This window comes from Nonomuraea sp. KM90 (assembly GCF_052246675.1).
In the GTDB taxonomy this organism is placed as follows: Bacteria; Actinomycetota; Actinomycetes; order Streptosporangiales; family Streptosporangiaceae; genus Nonomuraea.
The window spans coordinates 99,019-120,328 of sequence record NZ_JBQQCB010000006.1 but is presented as its reverse complement, the minus strand read 5'-3'; the positions used below and the strand labels follow the sequence as shown (position 1 = coordinate 120,328).

Genomic DNA, 21,310 nt, shown 5'->3' with positions numbered 1-21,310 from the left:
TGCTTGGCCGTGCTGGGGTGGGCTGAGCTGCGTTGGGCTGAGCTGCGCCGTGCCGTGCTGGTCTGGGCGGAGCTGTGTTGTGCCATGCTGCGCTGGGCTGAGCTTACTGCGCTGTGCTTGGCCGTGCTGGGCTCATTGGGTTCGGGGTTCGGAGTGTGGCTCGCCGGTCTGGCTGAGAGGTGGGGATCTCCACATCGCCAGGCCGGTGAGCGTCGGCGGCCGGCTGGTCGGTGGTGGGTCGGGTCCCGTGAGGGTGCGGGTGGGGGCCCGGCCGCGGTGGGAAGTGTCGGGAGTGGCTTGAGGTCGTGCGCGGGGTGTGGGTGGTTGGCCAGCGTTGTGCGGGGAGTGCTGGTGGTGGGCCAGTGGTCGTGTGGTGGTGGGGTCAGGGGGCGGCTATTTCCAGGCCGGTGGCGATGATGCGCTCCAGCGTCGCCAGGTGCTCCGTCGTCGGGTCCACCAGCGGTGCCCGTACGCCCCCCACCTCCAGCCCCCGCATCCGCACCCCCGCCTTGACCAGCGCCACCGCGTACCCGGGCACGAGGTCGCGCAGTTGTACGAGCGGCAGGTAGAAGCCGGTCAGGAGCCGCTGCACCAGCACCTCGTCCCCGCCCGTCACCGCCTTGTGGAAGGCGAGCGCGATCTCCGGTGCGTACGCGAACACCGCGCTCGAGTACAGGCTCACCCCGAGCCCCCGGTACGCGGGTACGGTCAGCTCGGCGGTCGGCAGGCCGTTGAAGAACGTGAAGTCCTCCGTCACCTGACGCACGGTCAGGATGATGCGCTGCAGCAGGTCGAAGTCGCCCAGGCCGTCCTTGAAGCCCACGACGTTCGGCACCCGGGCCAGCTCGGCCACGGCCTCCGGGGTGAAGCGGGCGGTGCCGCGCTGGTAGATGACGACGGGGAGCCCGCCCGCCTCGGCCACCTCGCGGACGTACCGCACCAGGCCGGAGGCAGGGCCTGTGACCAGGTAGGGAGGCATCAGCAGCAGCCCGTCGGCGCCCTGCGCGGCCGCGGCGCGGGCGATGGACCTGGCGGTCGGCAGCGGGCCGCCGGCGCCGGCGAAGACCGGGACGCGGCCGGCGGTGGCCGTGACCGAGGTGGCCACGACCCGGGTGTACTCCTCGACGTCGAGTGCGTTGAACTCGCCGGTGCCGCACGCGGCGAACACCCCTCCAGCCCCCGCCGCGACCCCCTCGGCGACGTGCCGGGCCAGCGCGGGTTCGGCGAGGTCGCCGCCGGGCCCGAACGGGGTGACCGGAAAGAAGAGAACGCCGTCCAGCCGCATCTACGATCCTTTCTAGCGGATGCCCTCCCTGCGGAGGGTCGCAGCCAGCTTTCGGGTGTGCTTGATAACCGCTTCGGTGATCCGCTCGACCTCGCCGGCCGCGAGGCCCGCCGGCATCGAGCAGCTGATCGCGTCCGTGGCCGGGATGCGGTAGTCGACCGCCACGGCCACGCAGGCCACGCCCAGCGTGCCTTGCTCGCGTTCGTACGACCAGCCCCTGGTGCGGACCTGGTCGAGCTCTCCTGTCAGTTTGGTCAGGTCGGTGAGGGTGTGCTCGGTCAGCCCGGCCAGGGGTTGCGGCAGCAGCGCCTCGACCTCGTCATCGGTGAGCTGGGCGAGCAGCACCTGCCCGAGCGCCGTGACGTGGGCGGGAAGCCGCCGGCCCACCCTCGGGATGATGTGGTCGGCCTCGCGGGAGTCCCGGGTCGCGAGGTAGAGCACGTGCGCGCCGTCCCGCCGGGCGAAGTGCACGGTCTGCCCGATCTCGTCCCGCAAGTCCTCCAAGCTCTCCTGCGCGAACGGCAGCGCGGGGTCCTTGTCGAGGTACGCCGTGCCGGTCAGCAGCGCGTGCGGCCCGATCCCGAACGCCGACCTGGCCGAGTCGGTCTCCACCCAGTTGAGCTCGACCAGGGTGCGCATGAGGGCGTGCAGGCTGCTGCGCGGAAAGCCGGTCCGCTGCTGGAGCTCCGACAGCGTCATGTGGTCGTGTGATTCGGCGAGCGTTTCGAGGATGCGTACCGTCCGTTCCGCGGACTTGACCAGCTGGGGCTCCATACTCATCCCATCTCGTATCCTTCGGCGGCTTCGGAGATCCAGGATATTGGATACCGTCCAGATACATGGACACCTAACCCTTGACCGCGCCGCTTGTGAGACCGCGCATGAACTGCCGCTGGAACGCCAGGAACGCGATGATCGAGGGCAGCAGCGCCAGCAGCGAGGCCGCGAGCAGCACGCCGATCCCGACCTCCTCGTCGGAGCGGAGCGAGCGCAGTGCGATGGGCAGGGTCCACATGTCCGACTCCGGCGCGACGATCAGGGGGAGCAGGTACTGGTCCCAGATCATCGTGAAGCCGAAGACGCCGATCACGCCGAGCGCGGGGCGGCACAGCGGCATGATGATCGTGGCGAAGATCCGCAGCTCGCCGGCGCCGTCGATGCGCGCGGCCTCCTCCAGCTCGACCGGCACCTCCTTCATGAACTCGGTCATCACGAGGATGGAGAAGCCCCAGGCGCCGACCGGCAGGATCATCCCGGCGTACGTCCCGATCAGGTTGAGATGCAGCAGCGGCAGGTCGGCCAGGACGAGGGAGAGGGGAATCGCGATGATCTCCTCGGGGAGCATCATCGTGGTGAGCATGAGCAGCATCACGAACGTCATGCCGCGGAACTTCTTGCGGGCCAGCGAGTACGCGGCGAAGACGCTCACCAGCATCTGCAGCAGCAGCCCGAAGCCCACGACGATGAACGAGTTGAGCAGGTAGAGATAGACGTTCTTGTCCTGGGCCTGGATGAAGTTCTCCAGGGTGAAGTCGTCCGGCCAGAGGGTGAAGGAGGTGGGGTCGAGCGTCTTGCTGAACGAGCTCATCAGCAGCCCGACCAGCGGCCCGGTGAAAACCACCACCATAAGCCCATAAATCAGGATCTTTCCGGCGACGGCCAGCGGGCCCCGCCGCGACTCCAGTCCCAGCGCGCTGTCGAACCTCATCTCGTCTGCCTCCTGCGCAGCATCTGCACGATCACCGTGAGCGCCAGCGTGGCCAGAAACAGCACGATCCCGCCCGCCGAGGCGACCCCCAGCTCGTTCTTCTGGAACCCGAGCTTGTAGATCAAGGTCATCAGCACCTCGGAGGAGCCGTTCGGCCCTCCGTTCGTGAGCACGTAGACCTCGACGAACACCCGCAGGCCGCGAATGGCCGCCAGCGTGAACAGGATCCAGAACACCGGCCGCAGCGCCGGCAGCGTGATGTGCCGCAGCCGCCGCCAGGTCGACGCGCCGTCCACGGCCGCCGCCTCGTACAGCGTGCGGTCCACGCCCACCAGACCGGCCAGGAAGATCATCATGTCGTACGGGGTGCCGCGCCAGATGCTCATCAGCATGATCGACCACAACGAGGAGTCCTCGCTGGCCAGCCAGGGCTGTGGATCGATGCCCACCCAGCCGATGACGATGTTGAGCATCCCGCTGTCGGCGGGGTGGAACATGATGCGCCACACCTCGGCCACGGCCGCCATCGTGGTGACGACCGGCAGGAAGGCCGCGGTCCTGACGAACCACAGGTATCGGGCGGGCCCCTCGGTGAGCAGCGCCAGCCCGAGGCCCAGCACGATGGAGCCGACGGTGGTGCCCAGCGCCAGCACGACGCTGTGCCAGATCGCCGCGCCGAACTCGTCGTCGGAGATGATCGTCTGGTAGTTCTGCGTGCCGACCCACTCGTCACCGAGGAAGGTCTGGACCTTGAACAGGCTCTTCCACAGGCCCACGAACATCGGGATGAACTTGAAGTACAGGAAGAGCAGCAGCGCGGGTGCCAGGAACAGCCAGGCGATCAGCGGCCCCCGCCACCGCACCGATTTGGGGCGGTGGCCGGGGGGCGCCGTCCGGCGAGAGGACGGGGCGAGTGTGCTGGTCATGACGCTTTCTGGCTCTGCAGTTCCTGGGTCAGCTTGGTGTTGAGCTGATCCATCGCCGACTTCACGTCGGCGGAGCAGTCGGCCCAGACGGCGTTGATGGAGTCGGCGGAGGTCTGGCGGATCGGCGCCCAGTTGGGCACCGGCGGCGCGTAGACGGCGTTCGCGTACGACTCCTGGAACACCTTCCAGCGCGGATCCTGCCGCTCGGCGGACATGTCCACCGTGGTGTTGACGGGCAGGCGGACGATGGCGCCGTTGGCGTCCTTGTTCATGCCGATCTTCTGGCCCTCGGGCGAGATCGCGAACTCGGCGAACTTCTTCTGTGCCTCCTGGTTCTTGGAGCCGGCCATCATGTAGACGTTCTCGCCCTCGCCGAGCGTGCCGGGGCCGCCCGACGGGCCCTTGGGCACGGGCAGGACCTCGATCTTGTCGGTGCCGATGCTGTTGACGAACCTGGCCAGCACGTACGGGCCCACCAGGTAGATGCCGCCCTGGCCCTTCTCGAAGACCTCGTGCGTGACGGTCGTGTCGTTGCTGACGGCGCCGGGGTTGACGGTCTTGGTCTTGCAGAACTGGTCCTGCAGGTACTGGACGGCCTCGACGGTCTTGGGGTCGTTCACCGTGGCGGCGTACTTGCCGTTGCCGGTGGACTTGATGAAGTCGCCGCCGTTGGCGTAGATGAGCGAGGAGGCGTACCAGGAGGCGTAGCCGCGCTTGGTGCCCGCCGGGGCGACGAAGCCGGAGGTGTCCTTCTGGCCGTTGCCGTCGGGGTCCTTCTCGGTGAACGCCGTGGCCAGCTTGGCGAGGTCCTCCCAGGTCGCGGGCGGCTCCATGTCCACCTTCTCGCGCCAGTCCTTGCGGACGATCAGCGCGAACGCCTGGGCGGAGAACGGGGCCGCGTACTGCTTGCCGTCGCTGCCGGTGGCGGCCTTCCAGGCCGTTTCCGCCAGCTTGTCGCCGCCGGCCAGCGCGGCCTTGTCGACCGGCTGGAGCCAGCCCTGAGACTGCATGTTGCCCAGTTGGGCGGTGTCGTTGATGACGATGTCGGGAAGGTCTTTTTGCGCCGCCTGCTGGTTGAGTTTGGTCTCGAAGTCGTCGAAAAGGGCGACGACTTTCGTTGGCACCCCACTGGCCTTGGTAAATGCGTCGGCCAGCTTCTTGGCGGTCTTGGCGGAGTCGGAATCGGGCGCCTGCCTGATCCAGATCTCCAACGTGTTGTCCGAACTTGTTGATCCCCCGGAACCGCAGCCTGTCAGTCCAACGGCCAGAGTCGCCATGATGGCGACTCCCAGCAGACGACGTGACATCAGACCGCCTCCTGTTCACATATGTGGACATGAGTCGTGGACTTGGATGTGTGCCTGTGAACGTAACTAGTGGCATGGCTCACGGTCAATATTCAAGGATGTGAATTTCGGCCAGATTCGTGTACATCATGGATGCATGCGCATTCTCATGACAGGAGCCGCCGGAAAGGTCGGGACGCTGCTTCGCCCACGGCTCGCCCGTGAAGGCCGTACGCTGCGGCTTTCCGATATTCACCCGATCGAACCGGGGCCGGGGGAGGAGTGGGTGACGGCCGACCTGGCCGATCCGGTCCCCGTGGCCGAGGCGATGAAGGGCGTGGACGCCGTGCTGCACCTGGGCGGCCAGAGCAGGGAACATCCCTGGGCCGACATCGTGCAGGCCAACATCCACGGGACCCAGGTGCTGCTGGAGGCGGCGTACAAGGAGGGGGTCGAGCACGTCGTCCTCATGGGCAGCCACCACGCGGCCGGCTTCCAGACCAGGCCGGAGTCCGGTGAGGACCTGCCTGACTACGCCTTCCCGCGGCCCGACACCTACTACGGCGTGAGCAAGGTCGTCATGGAGGCCCTGGGCAGCCTCTTCCACGATCGTTTCGGCATGAACGTCACCGTGGTCCGGCTCGGCACCTGCAACGAGGGGCCCGCCGACACGCGGGGGCTGGCCACCTGGATCTCGCCCGACGACCTGGCCCGGCTGGTCGAGGCGGGGCTCACCGCTCCGGGGTATCACGTGGTCTGGGGCGTCTCCGACAGCCCGCGGCGGTGGTGGTCGTTGCAGGAGGCGGAAGCCATCGGGTTCGTCTCCGAAGACTCTTCTGAGCCCTTCGCCGCGGCGCTCATCGAGGAGCAGGGTGAGCCCGACCTGTCGGAGCCGCTGCACCACCGGGCCGGGGGGATCTTCACGTTGAACGAGCTGGGGGGCAAGTGGTGACACCCGCCTGAGCCGCTTCCCCGCCGTACTCCGGCGGGGTCCTTCCAGGGAGGAAGGCGCGGGCCGGGCCCCATCGGCGGGGAGGGTGGGCGCGGGCTGGGCTCACCGGCGGGGGCGCGGGCTGGGGCTCATCGGCAGGACGAAGGGTGCGCGCCGGGGTCGCTCGGGGAAGGAAGGCGAGGGGGCAAAAGGGACGGGTCAGGGGCCCCGTCTTGGCAACCGGTTGCAAGAACCTTGACGGCGCTAGGCGTAAAGGTCAAGGTTTGATCTGGCAACCGTTTGCAAGGGAGGACGGCGATGGCGGCGACGATCAAGGACGTGGCGCGCGCGTGCGGCGTGCACGTGTCCACCGTGTCCCGTACCTTCTCCGCGCCGCACCTGGTCAATCCTGCCACCAGGAGCCGGGTGCTGGCCGCCGCCGACGATCTGGGCTACCGGCCCAACCGGGCGGCCAGGGCGCTCACCACAGGACGCACCTTCAACATGGGCCTCATCGTGGCCGACATCTCCAACCCGTTCTTCCCGCCCCTCATCAAGGCCGCCCAGGCGCAGGCCAGAGGGCGTGACTACCACGTGTTCGTGGCCGACACCGACGAGGACCCGAGGGTCGAGGAAGAGCTCATCAGGACGTTCACCAAGCAGGTGGACGGCGTCCTGCTGTGCAGCCCCCGCCTGTCGAACAAGATGATCGAGCGCCTGGCCGAGGACGTGCCGTTCGTGGTGGTGAACCGGCGCATCAAGGGCATGCCCGCCGTGCTCATGAACGTCGCCCAGGGCGCCAAGCTCGCGCTGGAGCACCTGGCCGGGCTCGGCCACCACCGGATCGCGCTCGTGTCCGGGCCGATCGGCTCGTGGACCAGCAACGAGATGCAGGGCGCGGCCGCCGAGGCGGCCGGGCTCGACCTGATCTTCTTCGGCCCCAACCAGCCAACGGAGGCCGGCGGCCTGGCCGTGGCTCCCGAAGTGGCGGCGTGCGGGGCCACCGCGGTGCTGGCCTACAACGACCTCGTCGCGCTCGGCCTCATTGAGGGGCTGGCGGCGATGGAGATAGGGGTACCAGACCAGATAAGTGTGATCGGGTTCGACGACATCCTTCCGGGACGGCTCAACCGGCCCAAGCTGACCACTGTCGCCATGCCGGCCGTGGCGGCGGGGAGGATGGCCGTCGATCTGCTGCTGCAGTCTGGGGGCGAGGGCGCGACAGTGACCCTCGACACCGCCCTCATAGTCCGCGAGTCCACGGGAAGGGCACAAACATGATCTTCGGAACGCTGCCGTCGGGCCAGCAGGTCGAGCGCGTAGAGCTGTCGTCGGGACGGTTGCGCGCCGAGGTGCTCACCTACGGGGCCGTCGTGCGCACGCTGGAGGTGTCCGGGGTCAACGTCGTGCTCGGGCTGGACACGATCGAGGACTACCTGACGCGCAGCCGCTACTTCGGCGCGGTCGTCGGCAGGTACGGCAACCGCATCGCGAACGCCCGCTTCACCCTCGACGGGACCGAATACCGGCTGCCGGCCAACAACGGCCCCAACAGCCTGCACGGCGGCACCGAGGGCTTCGACAGCAAGGTGTGGACGATCGCCGCCCGCACGGACTCGTCGGTGACGCTCACGCTGACCAGCCCCGACGGCGACCAGGGCTACCCGGGCACGCTGACCGCCTCGGTCACGTACACGCTGGAGGACGACGCCCTCCGCATCGACTACGCGGCCGAGACCGACGCGCCGACCGTGGTCAACCTGACCAACCACTCCTACTTCAACCTCAAGGGCGGCGGCGACGTGCTCGACCACGTCGTGCGGATGGAGTCCGAGCACTACCTGCCGGTGGACGAGGACAAGATCCCCACGGGCGAACTGGCGCCGGTCAAGGGCACGCCGTTCGACTTCACCGAGCCGCACGCCGTGGGCGAGCGGTACGACGGCGGCTACGACCACTGCTTCGTGCTCGACGGCGCCGTCAGGGTGACGGCCGGCGGGCTGACCATGGAGGTCACCACCACCGAGCCGGGCGTGCAGTTCTACGCCGGCAGCATGCTGGACGGCACCGCGACGCCGTACGGGCCGTTCGCCGGGCTGTGCCTGGAGACGCAGCACTACCCCGACGCGCCCAACCAGCCGCAGTTCCCCTCCACCGTGCTGCGGCCGGGCGAGCGCCGCACCTCCACCACGACGTACCGGTTCATCTGACCGGACGCAGGGTGGCGGCGGCCTTGATCACCAGCAGGGCCACGTCGTCCTGGACCGGCTGGGCGGCGAACGTCTCGACCGCGTGCCGCACCCGCTCGGCCACCGCGTGGGCGCTCAGCCCCGCGCAGCCGGCCAGGATCGCCGACAGGCCGTCGCCGTCGTCCAGCAGCCGGTCGCCGTCGCGCCGCTCGGTCACGCCGTCGGTGACGCACAGCAGCACCTCCTCCGGCGCCAGCTCGAAGGTCTCCACGTAGAACCTGGCGCCGGCCTCGATGCCGAGCAGCAACTGCGGGGTCGCCACCGCCTCGACCTCGCCGTCGGCCCGCAGCAGCAGCGGCGGCGGATGGCCGGCGGAGGCGATCGTGCACAGCGCGCCGCCCTGCGGGAGCGGGGTCAGCTCGCCGCACAGGAGGCTGAGGAACCGGCCCTCGTCACCCTCCTCCAGCAGCGCGTGGTTGAGCCGGTCGAGGATGTCGGCCACGGTGTAGTGCTCCTTGGCCAGCAGGCGTACGGCGTGCCGGGCCAGCCCCGTGACGGCGGCCGCCTCGGGGCCGCTGCCGCACACGTCGCCCAGCGCGAAGCACCAGTGGTCGGCCACCGTGAACAGGTCGTAGAAGTCGCCCCCGACGTCCGCGCCCTCCTCGGCCGGCTCGTAGACCACCGCGGACTCCAGGCCCGGCATGGGCGCCACGCGCATGGGCAGCAGGCTGCGCTGCAGCACCCGGGAGGTGGTCGCCTGCCTGGCGTACAGCATGGCCGTGTGCAGGTTGAGCGCCACCAGGCGGCACAGATCCGCCAGCAGGTCGGCCAGCTCCAGCGGCAGCGTCGGCTCGGAGCGGCCGATCACCAGCGCGCCGTGCGACCTGCCCTGCGTGAGCAGCGGGAAGGCCAGCACCGTCTCGGGGCCCACGGGCCAGCTCACCTCGGTGAGCGCCGTCCGGGGGATGGCGGGCAGCGACTTGCGCAGGTCGGCGTTGTGGCGCTCCTCGCTGTGCCAGACGTGGGCGAGCCTGGTCATGCCGGTCAGGTCGGTCAGGTAGACGGCCGCCCACGTCGCGATCTTGGGCACCACGAGCTGCGCGGTCAGCGCCGCGATCAGCTCGTCGTCGTGCACGCCCGCCAGCAGCTCGCCCGCCTCGGCCAGGAACGACAGCCGCCCCCGGTGGGCCCGGTCCTGCTCGGCCAGCCGCTCGCGCTGCACGGGCACCGCCACCTGGTCGGCGATGTGCTGCAGGCTGACCGTGAGCTCCTGGTCGAAGCGGTTCTGCTGGGCGGCCGTGACCACGAGGTAGCCGATCACCTCGCCGGTCACGAGCAGGGGCGCGCAGGCCAGGGACCTGGCGCGCAGCTGCTGGGCCAGCTCGACGTCCTCGGCGAGCAGGTCCTCCGTCAGCGACGGCGTCCTGCGGTCGCCGCCGAACACGTCCGTGGCCAGCACGCCCACCAACCCGGCCGTCGCGCCCGCGCCCGCCGCCACGCCGAACCGGTTGCCGCCCTCGGCGGCCAGCAGCACGTAAGCGGCGTCGCCGCCGCTGGACATCTGCACGATCTGGGCGATCGTGTCGAGCAGCTCGGTGAACGGCATGTCCTGGTCGAGCAGCTCCTTGATCCGCCGGCCCGCCTCCCTGCGCAGCGGCGCGGGCGGCGGCGTCAGGACGTAGCGGTGGTCGCTGCCCACGATCATCCAGATCGCCCTGCGCTCCCCTGAGTGCCCCCGGGAGCGCATGTGGGAGACGTAGACGGGGATGAGCCCGCCGTCGCGGTGCCGCATGCGCGCCTCGCCCCGCCAGCGGCCCAGGCCCAGCGTGTCGGCCAGGGACAGCGCGTACGGGCCGTGGCCGCGCCAGGCCACCAGCTCCTTCAGCGACCGGCCGATCGCCTGCTCGGGCGGCCAGCCGAGCAGCTGCTGGGCCTCGGAGTTCCACGACTCCACCACCCCGTCGAGATCGGCGACCACCACGCCGACGTGCAGGGTCTCGAGGGGTCCCACGACGGGGGCCGGGACCAGGGCGGGCGGGCCGGCCAGGGACTCCTGGCGGTCGCAGCCCTCGCCGAGCTCCATGCGTACCCAGACGCGCTTGGCCGTCCTGGTGTAGGTGACACCCCAGGCGTCGGCCAGCATCCGGGCGAGCGCCAGGCCGCGCCCGGAAGTGGGCAGGGCACCCTCGGCGGGGGCGGGCCCGGCGGCCGGCACGGTGCGCGTGGGATGGTGGTCGTCGACCTCGATCTCGAGTTTCGCCGGGGTGGCATCGACGTCCAGGCGGCAGGTCAGCTCGACGCCGGTGCCCGCGTGCACCACGGCGTTCGTGACGAGTTCGCTGGTCAGCAGCACGGCGTCCTCGGCGAGATGGCTCAGGCGCCATTCGCCGAGGACCTGCCGGACGAACTTGCGCGCGTGCGCCGGTGCGTGCGGAGTGCCGTCGAAGGCCGTGCTCGACACCCTGGTCGTGTCCACTCTGCGTCCTAGAACATCACTCGATGTGGCAGTTCGGTCACTCTCAGAGTGGCAGACTGATGCCGTCGATACCTCCAGTTGTGAAGAAGGCCTCCATGGTCGCGCAGTTGGACTCCCCTTACACGCATGGATCGATCCATCCGGCGGACCTCCGTCCGCTGCTCGTGGCCCTGCGCGGGCTGCGTGACGGGAACTTCCGCACGCGACTGGAGTTGCCGGACGATCCGCTCCTCGCCGAGCTGGCCACCACGTTCAACCAGGTGATCGACCGCAACGAGCACCTCTCGAACGAGCTGACCCGGCTGCGCACCGAGGTGGCCAGGCGCGGGCGGCTCGACGAGCGGCTCAGCCCGAGCCCCGGCACGGGTAGCTGGGCGGTCAACGTGGCGGCGGTGAACACGCTCATCGACGCGCTGGTCATCCCGGCGGCCAAGGCCACCAGGGTGCTCAACGCGGTCGCGGACGGCGACCTGTCGAAACGGGTCGACCTGCAGGAGGACGACCGGCCGCTGCGCGGCGGACTCCGCCTGATGGGCAAGGCGGTCAACCGCATGGTCGAGCAGCTCGCGCTGTTCTCCGGCGAGGTGACCAGGGTGGCCCGCGAGGTCGGCACCGAGGGGCGGCTCGGCGGCCGGGCGAAGGTGCAGGGCATGTCGGGGAGCTGGCGCGACGTGACCGAGGCGGTCAACGCCATGGCCGGGCGGCTGACGGCCCAGGTGCGTGACATCGCCGTCGTGACCACCGCCGTGGCCAGGGGTGATCTGACCAGGCAGGTGACGGTCGAGGCCACCGGCGAGTTGCTGGAGCTCAAGCTGACCGTCAACACCATGGTCGACCAGCTCTCGGCGTTCGCCAGCGAGGTGACCAGGGTGGCCCGCGAGGTCGGCACCGAAGGGCAGCTCGGCGGCCGGGCCGAGGTGAAGGGCGTGCTCGGCACCTGGAAGGACCTGACCGACAACGTCAACTTCATGGCCTCCAACCTCACCACCCAGGTGCGCTCGATCGCGCAGGTGACGACGGCGGTGGCCAACGGCGACCTGTCCAAGAAGATCACCGTGGACGCGCGCGGCGAGATCCTGCAGCTCAAGGACACCATCAACACGATGGTGGGGCAGCTGTCGGCGTTCGCGGACGAGGTGACGCGGGTGGCCCGCGAGGTGGGCACGGAGGGCCGGTTGGGCGGTCAGGCGCAGGTGCGGGGGGTGAGCGGGGTGTGGAAGGACCTGACCGACAACGTGAACTTCATGGCCTCCAACCTCACCAGCCAGGTACGCAGCATCGCCATGGTCACCACGGCCATCGCCAACGGCGACCTGTCCAAGAAGATCACCGTGGACGCGCGCGGAGAGATCCTGCAGCTCAAGGACACCATCAACGCCACCGTGGACAAGCTGTCGGCGTTCGCGGACGAGGTGACCCGGGTGGCCCGCGAGGTGGGCACGGAGGGCCGGTTGGGCGGTCAGGCGCAGGTGCGGGGGGTGAGCGGGGTGTGGAAGGACCTGACCGACAACGTGAACTTCATGGCCTCCAACCTCACCAGCCAAGTACGCAACATCGCCCAGGTCGCCACCGCCGTGGCCAACGGCGACCTGTACAAGAAGATCGACGTGGACGCCCGGGGCGAGATCCTCGAGCTCAAGACCACGATCAACACCATGGTCGACACGCTGTCGTCGTTCTCCTCCGAGGTGACCCGGGTGGCCCGCGAGGTCGGCTCGGAAGGCAGGCTGGGCGGCCAGGCCGAGGTCGAGGGCGTCTACGGCACCTGGGAACGCCTCACCAAGAACGTCAACGAGCTCGCCGGCAACCTCACCACCCAGGTGCGCGCCATCGCCGAGGTGGCCAGCGCCGTGGCCAACGGCGACCTGAGCCGCTCGATCAGCCTGGAGGCCAAGGGCGAGGTCGCCGAGCTGAAGAACAACGTCAACCTCATGGTCGCCAACCTGCGCGAGACCACCCGCGCCAAGGACTGGCTGGAGAGCAACCTGGCCCGCATCGCCGGCCTCATGCAGGGGCACCGGAACCTGGTCGAGGTGGCCGACCTGATCCTGCGCGAGCTGACACCGCTGGTCAACGCCCAGTACGGCGCCTTCTTCCTGACCGACGCCGACTCGCTCGACGGCTCCTTGGCCTTCATCGCCGGCTACGGCGCCGCCCACGACGTGCTGCCCGGCCAGGGCACTCCCGGGCCCGGCCTGATCAGGCAGGCCGCGCTGGAGCGCAAGCGCATCCTGCTCGAGGACGTGCCGCCCGGCTACATCAAGGTCCACTCGGGGCTGGGGGAGGCCGCGCCGGCCAGCGTGGTGGTGCTGCCCATCGTGTTCGAGGACAAGGTGCTCGGGGTGATCGAGCTGGCCTCGTTCAGCCGGTTCAGCGACGTGCACCTGGCCTTCTTCGACAAGTTCGTGGTCACCATCGGCGTCGCGATCAACACCATCATCGCCAACGCCCGCACCGAGGCGCTGCTGTCGGAGTCGCAGCGCCTGGCCCAGCAGCTCCAGGGCCGCTCCGACGAGCTGCAGCGCCAGCAGGCCGAGCTGCGCAGGTCCAACGCCGCGCTGGAGGAGAAGGCCCACCTGCTGGCCACCTCCTCGCGCTACAAGTCGGAGTTCCTGGCCAACATGTCCCACGAGCTGCGCACCCCGCTCAACAGCCTGCTCATCCTGGCCAGGCTGCTGGCCGACAACCCCGAGGCGAACCTGTCGGAGCAGGAGGTCGAGTTCGCCACCACGATCCACAACGCCGGCAGCGACCTGCTCCAGCTCATCAACGACATCCTCGACCTGTCCAAGATCGAGGCCGGGCGGATGGACGTACGCCCGGAGAAGCTGCCGCTGAGCAAGCTGCTCGACTACGTGGACGCCACCTTCCGGCCGCTCACCGTGGACCGGGGGCTCAAGCTGGAGATCGAGGTGGGCCCGCGCACCCCGCGCGAGCTGTACAACGACGAGCGCCGCCTCCAGCAGATCCTGCGCAACCTTCTGTCGAACGCGGTCAAGTTCACCTCCGCGGGGGAGGTGCGACTGGCGGTCTCGGTCGCCGAGGACCGGCCGGATCCCGGTGGCCGCCCGATGATCGCGTTCGCGGTCAGCGACACCGGCATCGGCATCGCGGCCGACAAGCTGCCGGCCATCTTCGGCGCCTTCCAGCAGGCCGACGGCACCACCAGCCGCAAATACGGCGGCACCGGCCTGGGCCTGTCGATCAGCAGCGAGATCGCCCGCCTGCTCGGCGGCGAGATCCACGCCAGCAGCACCCCGGGCGTGGGCAGCACGTTCACGCTGTACGTGCCCGCCAGCTGCCCCGCCTCCAACCTGGCCGGCGAGCCCGAGTGGGCGGTGGAGCAGCCCTCGCCGGAGGCGGCGGAGACCCGCGCCGCGCCGCCGCACGCCGAGTGGCCGGCGGCGGACGGCGAGGACCTGTGGCAGTCCGCCCCCAACCTCACCCGGCTCAAGGACGGCCCGCTCGCGGCGGTGTTCGCGGGCCGGCGGGTGCTCATCGTGGACGACGACATCCGCAACGTGTACGCCCTGACCCACGTGCTCGGCCGGCTCGGCATGGAGATCGTCTACGCCGAGAACGGCAGGGAGGGCATCGAGGCGCTGGAGCGGGACGAGGAGATCTCGCTCGTCCTCATGGACGTGATGATGCCCGAGATGGATGGCTACGAGACGCTCGCCGCCGTACGGGAGATGCCGAGGTTCGCCGACCTGCCGATCATCGCGCTCACCGCCAAGGCGATGCCGGGCGACCGGGAGAAGACGATCTCCTGCGGCGCCTCCGACTACGTGCCCAAACCCGTTGACCTCGACCAGCTCCTGGAGGTGATGCGGGGGTGGCTCGCGGGAGAGGGGGAGAGCGACGGATGAACCGTCAGGTCAAGATCCTGCTGGTGGACGACAACGAGGAAAGTCTCATCGCGCTGGAGGCCGTGCTCAGGCCGCTGCAGCAACTGCTGTTCAAGGCCAGGTCGGGGCCCGAGGCGATGAAGCTGATGCTGCGCCACGACTTCGCGGTCGTGCTGCTCGACGTGCTCATGCCCGGCATGGACGGCTTCGAGACCGCCACCCACATCAAGCGGCTCGACCAGACCCGCGACGTGCCCATCATCTTCCTGACCGGCACCGAGCCCAGCTCGGGCGCGGCCTTCCGGGGATACGCGGTGGGCGCGGTCGACTACCTCACCAAGCCCTTCGACCCGTGGGTGCTCCGGTCCAAGGTGGCGGTCTTCATGGAGCTGTTCCGCAAGACCGCCGTGCTGATGGAGCAGGCGGCGCTGCTCGCCCAGCTCGTCCAGGACCACGAGGCCCTGGCGGACTTCGCGCAGCGGCTGGGAGCGGTCGAGTCGCGCCTGGCGGGCATGTCCGGGGCCGCCTCGGAGGACGAGGGGGTCCGGGAGGCGGTCAAGGACCTGGCCGACCGGGTGGCGGCGATGCAGTCCGCCTTCGAGGCGGTCTCCACGACCCGGGTCAGGGAATGAACGCAACACGCCGGGGACGTAACGCGGTTGCCAGGACACCGGCGAGCCTACGCGCGTACAGCGGTGTCTCCGTCGTACCTTTGGCATCATGGCCACCCGTACGCCGAAAAGCGCATCGAAGGGGCCGGCGAAGCGGTCGACCTCGTCTCGCTCGACCCCCGTCAAGCGCGGGACCACGTCGGCGGGGCGGTCCAGGGCGAAGGGAGCCGCCTCCGGCCGCAGGTCTTCGGTGACCCATCCCGACCCGATCAGCTGGGTCTTCACCATGATCGGCAAGCTGGTCGTCGGGCTGTGGATGCTGCTCGCCAACGGCATCGGCAGCGCGGCGCGGGCGCTCGGCAAGAACGCCCGCGAGCTGGATCCCGCGCACCGCCGCGACGGCGTCGGCCTGACGGTGCTGGCGGGCGCGATCGTGCTCGCGGCCATGACGTGGCGCAACTCCGACGGTGCGGTGGCCGGTGTGGTCAACGCGACCGTGCGCGGCGTGTTCGGCTCGCTGGCCTGGGCGCTGCCGCTGCTGCTCGGGCTGCTGGCCTGGCGCTACCTGCGCCACCCCGACCAGAACGCCGACACCGGGCGCATGGTGATCGGCTGGGCCGCGCTGCTGGTGGGCGTGCTCGGCGTCATCCACGTGGCCAACGACACCCCCTATCCGGCCGGCGAGGGCCAGGGCATGGACAAGGTGTCGCAGGCGGGCGGCATGATCGGGTTCATCGTGTCGGCGCCGCCGATGAGCATCCTGCCGCCGTGGGTCACGATCCCGCTGCTGCTGCTCCTGTCCGGGTTCGGCGTGCTGGTGATCACCGCCACCCCGGTGCACCGGATCCCCGAGCGGCTGGGTGAGCTCAAGCACCTGCTGTTCGAGCGGCATGCCGAGACCGAGCAGCCGAAGTCGCCGCCCAAGAAGCGGGTCAGGGCCAAGAAGCCCGAGCTCGGCGAGGACGGCGAGATCATCAAGCCCTATGACACGCCGGTGCTGGCCGAGAAGGACAAGCGCGCCGATCACTCGCCGGAGATCGTGCCGGGGCTCACGGACGAGGAGGAGCCGCCCGCTCCCGACCTCGAGCGCAAGCCCGAGCCGCCGCAGCCGACGCCCGCGCCGCGCAAGGTCGAGCAGCTCGTGCTGTCGCCGCAGGCGGGGCCGTACAGCCTGCCCGACCTGCAGTTCCTCAAGCCGGGTACGGCGCCCAAGCCGCAGACCAAGGCCAACACGACCGTGGTGAACGCGCTGACCAGCGTGCTGGAGCAGTTCACCATCGACGCGCAGGTGATCGGGTTCACCCGCGGGCCGACGGTGACGCGCTACGAGATCGAGCTCGGGCCGGCCGTGAAGGTGGAGAAGGTCACGGCGCTCACGAAGAACATCGCGTACGCGGTCAAGTCCGCAGATGTCCGCATCCTGTCTCCCATTCCGGGGAAGTCGGCGATCGGGGTCGAGATCCCGAACGCCGACAAGGACCTGGTGGCACTCGGCGACGTGCTGCGCGCCCAGGTGGCGCAGGCCGACCACCACCCGATGATCGTCGGCCTGGGCAAGGACGTCGAGGGCCGCACCATCGTCGCGAACCTCGCCAAGATGCCCCACCTGCTCATCGCGGGCGCCACCGGCGCCGGTAAGTCGGTCTGCGTCAACGGGCTGATCACCAGCATCCTCATGCGGGCCACCCCGGACGAGGTGCGGATGGTGCTGGTGGACCCCAAGCGGGTCGAGCTCAGCGTGTACGAGGGCATCCCCCACCTGATCACCCCCATCATCACGAACCCGAAGAAGGCCGCCGAGGCCCTGGAATGGGTCGTGGGCGAGATGGACCGGCGCTACGACGACCTGGCCGCGTCGGGGTTCCGGCACGTGGACGAGTTCAACAAGGCCGTGCGGGCGGGCAAGCTGCAGCCGCCGCCGGGCAGCGAGCGGGTCTACCAGCCCTACCCGTACCTGCTGGTGATCGTGGACGAGCTGGCCGACCTCATGATGGTGGCCCCGCGCGACGTCGAGGACTCGATCGTGCGCATCACGCAGCTCGCCCGCGCGGCGGGCATCCACCTGGTGATCGCCACGCAGCGGCCCTCGGTCGACGTGGTGACCGGCCTGATCAAGGCGAACGTGCCGTCCAGGCTGGCGTTCGCGGTCTCGTCGCTGACCGACTCGCGGGTCATCCTCGACCAGCCGGGCGCCGACAAGCTGGTCGGCCAGGGTGACGCGCTGTTCCTGCCGATGGGCGCGAGCAAGCCGATCCGGATCCAGAACGCGTTCGTCTCCGAGAAGGAGATCGCCGAGATCGTCGGGCACTGCAAGGCGCAGATGCAGGTCGAATACCGCGAGGACGTCGCGGCGGCGCCGGTCAGGCGGGAGATCGACGAGGAGATCGGCGACGACCTCGACCTGCTGGTCCAGGCGGCCGAGCTGATCGTGACCACGCAGTTCGGCTCGACCTCGATGCTCCAGCGCAAGCTGCGGGTCGGGTTCGCCAAGGCCGGCCGGCTGATGGACCTGCTGGAGAGCCGCAACGTGGTCGGCCCGAGCGAGGGCTCGAAGGCGCGCGAGGTGCTCGTGAAGCCCGACGATCTGCCGGGTTTGCTGGCTGATCTGCGTGGCGAATGACCCCAATGCGTGCTTGCACGGCGATAACTGATTGAATATGTACCACCACGAAGAGTAGTCGCTGTGGTGGGGGGCGTTTCGCTGTGCAGGAGCAGAGCATCGGAGCCATGCTGGCCGCGGCCAGGCAGTCGGCCGGACTGACGGTCGCGCAGGTCAGCGCGGCCACCAGGATCCGCGAGGCGATCATCCAGTGCATGGAGCAGGATGATTACGGCCAATGCGGCGGCGACTTCTACGCCAGGGGGCACGTCAGAGCCGTGGCCGAGGCGGTGGGGCTGGACCCCGAGGCCACTGTCCATCTCTATGACCAGCAACACGGCGGGGTGCCTCGGCCCGTCGCGGCCTCGGCGGTGTTCCAGGCCGACCGCAAGATCCACCTGCCGGAGCGGCGGGGGCCCAACTGGACGATGGCGCTGGGCGTGGCCCTGGCCATCGTGGTGGTCTTCGGCATGATGCGGGTGCTGGGCGGCGCGAGCGACCAGGTGCGTACGGGTGACGTACGGGTGGCCTCGGCCCGGCCCAGCGTCCCGCCCAACACACCCATCACCGAGTCGCCCAAGCCCTCTCCGTCCAAGATGGACGCCAAGAACATGGTCACGGTGCGTATCAAGGCCAAGCGGTCGTCGTACGTCAACGTGCACGACGCCGAGGGGCACAAGCTGTTCGCCGGCACGCTCAAGGCGGGAAAGACCTCCACCTGGCGCGCGGCCGAGAAGGTCAACGTGCTGCTGGCCGACGCCGGGGCCGTGACACTGCACGTCAACGGCAAGAAAGTGAAGCGGCTGGGCGGCCGGGGAGACGTCGTGCGGCGCTCGTTCGGGCCGCCGAAACCGCAGTCCCGGTAGTCACGCGGAGGTCACGCGGGGGATCCCGTGCATCGGGTGGTGGCCAACTCCCGATACCGTAGTCTTCACCATGTCATCCCGCCGAACCGCATCGCTGATCACTCTGGGCTGCGCGCGCAACGAGGTCGACTCCGAGGAGCTGGCCGCGCGACTCGAGGCTGCCGGTTGGCAGCTGGGCGACGACGACCCCGAGGTCGTCGTCGTCAACACGTGTGGCTTCATTGACTCGGCCAAGAAAGACTCCATCGACACCCTCCTGGCCGCCGCGGACTCCGGCGCCAAGGTGGTGGCCGCGGGTTGCATGGCCGAGCGCTACGGCAACGAGCTGGCCGAGGCTTTGCCGGAGGCCAGCGCGGTCATCTCCTTCGACGACTACGCCGAGATCGGCGGCCGTCTCGACGACGTGCTCGCCGGCCGGCCGCTCAAGCCGCACACGCCACGCGACCGCCGCACCCTGCTTCCCATCTCGCCGGTGGATCGTGCCGGCGCGCCCAAGGCCAACATCCCGGGCCACGGCGACCTGCCGGAGGGCCTGGCGCCCGCCAGCGGGCCGCGGGTCCTGCGCAAGCGGCTCGACGAGAGCCCCGTGGCCTCGCTCAAGCTGGCCTCGGGCTGCGACCGGCGCTGCTCGTTCTGCGCCATCCCGGCCTTCCGCGGCTCCTACGTCTCGCGCAAGCCGGACGAGTTGCTGGCCGAGGCCGACTGGCTGGCCCACAGGGGCGTGCGCGAGCTCGTCCTCGTGAGCGAAAACTCCACCTCCTACGGCAAGGACCTGGGCGACCTGCGGGCGCTGGAGAAGCTGCTGCCCCAGCTCGCGGCCGTCGAGGGCATCGAGCGCGTGCGCGTCAGCTATCTCCAGCCGGCCGAGCTGCGCCCCGGCCTGATCGACGTGCTCACCGGCACCGACGGGGTCGTGCCCTACTTCGACCTGTCCTTCCAGCACGCCAGCGGCACGGTGCTGCGCCGGATGCGCCGCTTCGGCGACCCCGAGCGCTTCCTCGGGCTGCTCGAGAGCATCCGCGAGCGCGCCCCCGAGGCGGGCGTGCGCTCCAACTTCATCGTGGGCTTCCCGGGCGAGACGGAGGAGGAGTTCGGCGACCTGGTCGGGTTCCTGGAGGCGGCCAGGCTCGACGTCATCGGCGTGTTCGGCTACTCCGACGAGGACGGCACCGAGGCGGCCGGGCTGCCGGGCAAGCTGGAGCAGGAGGTCATCGACGAGCGCGTGCGCGTGCTCACCGAGCTGGCCGAGGAGCTGACCGCCCAGCGCGCGGAAGAGCGCATCGGCACCGAGGTCGACGTGCTGATCGACGACGACCTGGGCGACGGCGGCTACGAGGGCAGGGCGGCCCACCAGGGGCCCGAGGTCGACGGCTCCGTCACGGTTCAGGGCATCGGGTTGGTCAAGGGGCAGATCGTGCGCGCGCTCGTGGTCGATGCCGAGGGGGTTGACCTGATCGCGCGCATCAAGGCCGGTCCATGAAAAGGGACGAGCGCCGCGTGGTAAGCCCGTGGAACATCGCCAACGTCCTCACGGTCCTCCGGTTGGCGCTCGTCCCTTTCTTCGTCGTCTGTCTTTTCCTGCCCGGCACGGGGTGGCGGGTGGCCGCCCTGGCGGTGTTCGCGGTGGCCTCGTTCACCGACCACCTCGACGGGGAGCTGGCCAGGCGCTACGGCCTCATCACCGACTTCGGCAAGATCGCCGACCCGATCGCCGACAAGGCGCTCACCGGGGCCGCGCTGGTGTGCCTGTCGATCCTCGACGAGCTCCCGTGGTGGGTCACGATCGTGATCCTCGGCAGGGAGGTGGGCATCACGATCCTCCGGTTCCTGCTGCTGCGGCACGCGGTCATCCCGGCCAGCTACGGCGGCAAGGTCAAGACCGTGCTGCAGATCGCCGCCATCGTGCTCTATCTCCTGCCTTTCGTGCCGGGGCCCGTCCGGTGGGTGGTGATGGGCGCGGCGACCGTCGTCACCGTGGTCACGGGCGCCGACTACATCTTCCGGGCTCTGAAGCTGCGTAAAGTGGCCAGGCAGGCGCGCGGGGAGTGATCGGAGTGAGCGATGGCTGACGTGGCCGAGGCCCTGGCGATGCTGGTGGCCCAGGACGCCACGGTGGCCGTGGCCGAGTCGCTGACCGGTGGGCTCATCGGGGCGGCGATCACCTCGGTCTCCGGCTCCTCCAAGGCGTTCAGGGGCGGGGTCATCTCCTATGCCACCGATCTCAAGCGGGAGCTGCTGGGAGTGCCGGAGGGGCTGCTGCGGCGCGAAGGGGCGGTGCACCCCGAGGTGGCGGCGGGCATGGCGGCGGGGGTCGCGCGGCTGTGCGGGGCGACGTACGGCGTGGCCGTGACGGGGGTGGCCGGGCCGGAGCCGCAGGACGGCAAGCCCGTCGGCACCGTGCACATCGCCGTCTGCGGGCCTGGCGGGCGGATTTGGGCCCGGGAATTGAGCCTTGAAGGGTCGCGTGAACGTATCAGGGTAGAGACGGTGGACGAGGCAGTCGATCTACTGTCAGGTGTGCTGAAGGCGAACATAGGGGAACATTCCGGGTGATTACCGTGTTACGTCCCGAGCGAACATGCGAT

16 protein-coding genes are annotated in these 21,310 nt (G+C 69.7%); 10 read left to right on the top strand and 6 right to left on the bottom strand.

The window, feature by feature from the left end; all coding sequences use genetic code 11:
• Positions 1-382: 382 nt before the first annotated feature.
• The 5 genes from ACTWPW_RS09695 to ACTWPW_RS09675 form a co-directional block, all read right to left on the bottom strand.
• The gene (locus ACTWPW_RS09695; protein WP_375115855.1) at positions 383-1,285 is read right to left on the bottom strand and encodes a 5-dehydro-4-deoxyglucarate dehydratase; all 903 of its coding nucleotides are present in this window, start codon (positions 1,283-1,285) and stop codon (positions 383-385) included.
• Positions 1,286-1,297: 12 nt separating this feature from the next.
• A complete protein-coding gene (locus ACTWPW_RS09690; RefSeq protein WP_375115856.1) occupies positions 1,298-2,065 on the bottom strand; it encodes an IclR family transcriptional regulator in 768 nt (255 codons plus the stop codon).
• A 67-nt stretch (positions 2,066-2,132) separates the two neighbouring features.
• Positions 2,133-2,993, bottom strand: coding sequence for a carbohydrate ABC transporter permease (locus ACTWPW_RS09685; RefSeq protein ID WP_443168482.1), 861 nt, complete (start codon positions 2,991-2,993; stop codon positions 2,133-2,135).
• Positions 2,990-3,919, bottom strand: a complete 930-nt coding sequence (locus tag ACTWPW_RS09680; protein WP_443168481.1) for a carbohydrate ABC transporter permease — start codon at positions 3,917-3,919, stop codon at positions 2,990-2,992. Before ACTWPW_RS09680 ends, ACTWPW_RS09685 begins: the two co-directional genes overlap by 4 nt.
• A complete protein-coding gene (locus ACTWPW_RS09675) occupies positions 3,916-5,130 on the bottom strand; it encodes a sugar ABC transporter substrate-binding protein (protein ID WP_443168480.1) in 1,215 nt (404 codons plus the stop codon). The genes ACTWPW_RS09680 and ACTWPW_RS09675 overlap by 4 nt, the downstream gene beginning before the upstream one ends.
• Positions 5,131-5,362: 232 nt before the next feature.
• Here ACTWPW_RS09675 and ACTWPW_RS09670 point away from each other — a divergent pair, with 232 nt between their 5' ends.
• The 3 genes from ACTWPW_RS09670 to ACTWPW_RS09660 all read left to right on the top strand — a co-directional run bounded on the left by ACTWPW_RS09670 (position 5,363) and on the right by ACTWPW_RS09660 (position 8,346).
• Positions 5,363-6,157 (top strand): NAD-dependent epimerase/dehydratase family protein, encoded by a 795-nt coding sequence (locus tag ACTWPW_RS09670; protein ID WP_443168479.1) that lies wholly within the window; start codon positions 5,363-5,365, stop codon positions 6,155-6,157.
• Between the two features lie 297 nt (positions 6,158-6,454).
• Positions 6,455-7,417 carry a LacI family DNA-binding transcriptional regulator gene (locus ACTWPW_RS09665; protein WP_364128232.1) on the top strand — a complete coding sequence of 321 codons (963 nt, stop codon included), beginning with the start codon at positions 6,455-6,457 and terminating at the stop codon, positions 7,415-7,417.
• Positions 7,414-8,346 (top strand): aldose epimerase family protein, encoded by a 933-nt coding sequence (locus tag ACTWPW_RS09660; protein ID WP_443168478.1) that lies wholly within the window; start codon positions 7,414-7,416, stop codon positions 8,344-8,346. The genes ACTWPW_RS09665 and ACTWPW_RS09660 overlap by 4 nt, the downstream gene beginning before the upstream one ends.
• Here ACTWPW_RS09660 and ACTWPW_RS09655 read toward each other — a convergent pair.
• The gene (locus ACTWPW_RS09655) at positions 8,339-10,801 is read right to left on the bottom strand and encodes a SpoIIE family protein phosphatase (RefSeq protein WP_443168477.1); all 2,463 of its coding nucleotides are present in this window, start codon (positions 10,799-10,801) and stop codon (positions 8,339-8,341) included. The genes ACTWPW_RS09660 and ACTWPW_RS09655 overlap by 8 nt on opposite strands.
• 95 nt (positions 10,802-10,896) lie before the next feature.
• On the opposite strand from ACTWPW_RS09655, the gene ACTWPW_RS09650 reads away from it, so the two are divergent.
• From ACTWPW_RS09650 to ACTWPW_RS09620, 7 genes are all read left to right on the top strand, one after another.
• Positions 10,897-14,670 carry a HAMP domain-containing protein gene (locus ACTWPW_RS09650; RefSeq protein WP_443168476.1) on the top strand — a complete coding sequence of 1,258 codons (3,774 nt, stop codon included), beginning with the start codon at positions 10,897-10,899 and terminating at the stop codon, positions 14,668-14,670.
• The gene (locus ACTWPW_RS09645) at positions 14,667-15,281 is read left to right on the top strand and encodes a response regulator (RefSeq protein WP_375115864.1); all 615 of its coding nucleotides are present in this window, start codon (positions 14,667-14,669) and stop codon (positions 15,279-15,281) included. Before ACTWPW_RS09650 ends, ACTWPW_RS09645 begins: the two co-directional genes overlap by 4 nt.
• Before the next feature lie 265 nt (positions 15,282-15,546).
• Positions 15,547-17,880: a DNA translocase FtsK gene (locus ACTWPW_RS09640; protein ID WP_443168551.1), complete on the top strand. Its 2,334-nt coding sequence runs from the start codon at positions 15,547-15,549 to the stop codon at positions 17,878-17,880.
• An 83-nt stretch (positions 17,881-17,963) separates the two neighbouring features.
• Positions 17,964-18,725, top strand: coding sequence for a helix-turn-helix domain-containing protein (locus ACTWPW_RS09635; RefSeq protein WP_375115866.1), 762 nt, complete (start codon positions 17,964-17,966; stop codon positions 18,723-18,725).
• Positions 18,726-18,795: 70 nt separating this feature from the next.
• Positions 18,796-20,205 carry a 30S ribosomal protein S12 methylthiotransferase RimO gene (gene rimO / locus ACTWPW_RS09630; RefSeq protein ID WP_443168475.1) on the top strand — a complete coding sequence of 470 codons (1,410 nt, stop codon included), beginning with the start codon at positions 18,796-18,798 and terminating at the stop codon, positions 20,203-20,205.
• Complete coding sequence (pgsA, locus tag ACTWPW_RS09625) at positions 20,202-20,774, top strand: CDP-diacylglycerol--glycerol-3-phosphate 3-phosphatidyltransferase (RefSeq protein ID WP_364128255.1); 573 nt, start codon at positions 20,202-20,204, stop codon at positions 20,772-20,774. Before rimO ends, pgsA begins: the two co-directional genes overlap by 4 nt.
• Positions 20,775-20,786: 12 nt before the next feature.
• Positions 20,787-21,278: a CinA family protein gene (locus ACTWPW_RS09620; RefSeq protein WP_375115868.1), complete on the top strand. Its 492-nt coding sequence runs from the start codon at positions 20,787-20,789 to the stop codon at positions 21,276-21,278.
• Positions 21,279-21,310: the final 32 nt, after the last annotated feature.

Coding starts and splice junctions, on each gene's coding strand:
- ACTWPW_RS09695 (WP_375115855.1), bottom strand. CDS start 1,285: ATGCGGCTGGACGGCGTTCTCTTCTTTCCGGTCACCCCGTTCGGGCCC.
- ACTWPW_RS09690 (WP_375115856.1), bottom strand. CDS start 2,065: ATGAGTATGGAGCCCCAGCTGGTCAAGTCCGCGGAACGGACGGTACGC.
- ACTWPW_RS09685 (WP_443168482.1), bottom strand. CDS start 2,993: ATGAGGTTCGACAGCGCGCTGGGACTGGAGTCGCGGCGGGGCCCGCTG.
- ACTWPW_RS09680 (WP_443168481.1), bottom strand. CDS start 3,919: ATGACCAGCACACTCGCCCCGTCCTCTCGCCGGACGGCGCCCCCCGGC.
- ACTWPW_RS09670 (WP_443168479.1), top strand. CDS start 5,363: ATGCGCATTCTCATGACAGGAGCCGCCGGAAAGGTCGGGACGCTGCTT.
- ACTWPW_RS09665 (WP_364128232.1), top strand. CDS start 6,455: ATGGCGGCGACGATCAAGGACGTGGCGCGCGCGTGCGGCGTGCACGTG.
- ACTWPW_RS09660 (WP_443168478.1), top strand. CDS start 7,414: ATGATCTTCGGAACGCTGCCGTCGGGCCAGCAGGTCGAGCGCGTAGAG.
- ACTWPW_RS09650 (WP_443168476.1), top strand. CDS start 10,897: ATGGTCGCGCAGTTGGACTCCCCTTACACGCATGGATCGATCCATCCG.
- ACTWPW_RS09645 (WP_375115864.1), top strand. CDS start 14,667: ATGAACCGTCAGGTCAAGATCCTGCTGGTGGACGACAACGAGGAAAGT.
- ACTWPW_RS09640 (WP_443168551.1), top strand. CDS start 15,547: ATGATCGGCAAGCTGGTCGTCGGGCTGTGGATGCTGCTCGCCAACGGC.
- rimO (WP_443168475.1), top strand. CDS start 18,796: ATGTCATCCCGCCGAACCGCATCGCTGATCACTCTGGGCTGCGCGCGC.
- pgsA (WP_364128255.1), top strand. CDS start 20,202: ATGAAAAGGGACGAGCGCCGCGTGGTAAGCCCGTGGAACATCGCCAAC.
- ACTWPW_RS09620 (WP_375115868.1), top strand. CDS start 20,787: ATGGCTGACGTGGCCGAGGCCCTGGCGATGCTGGTGGCCCAGGACGCC.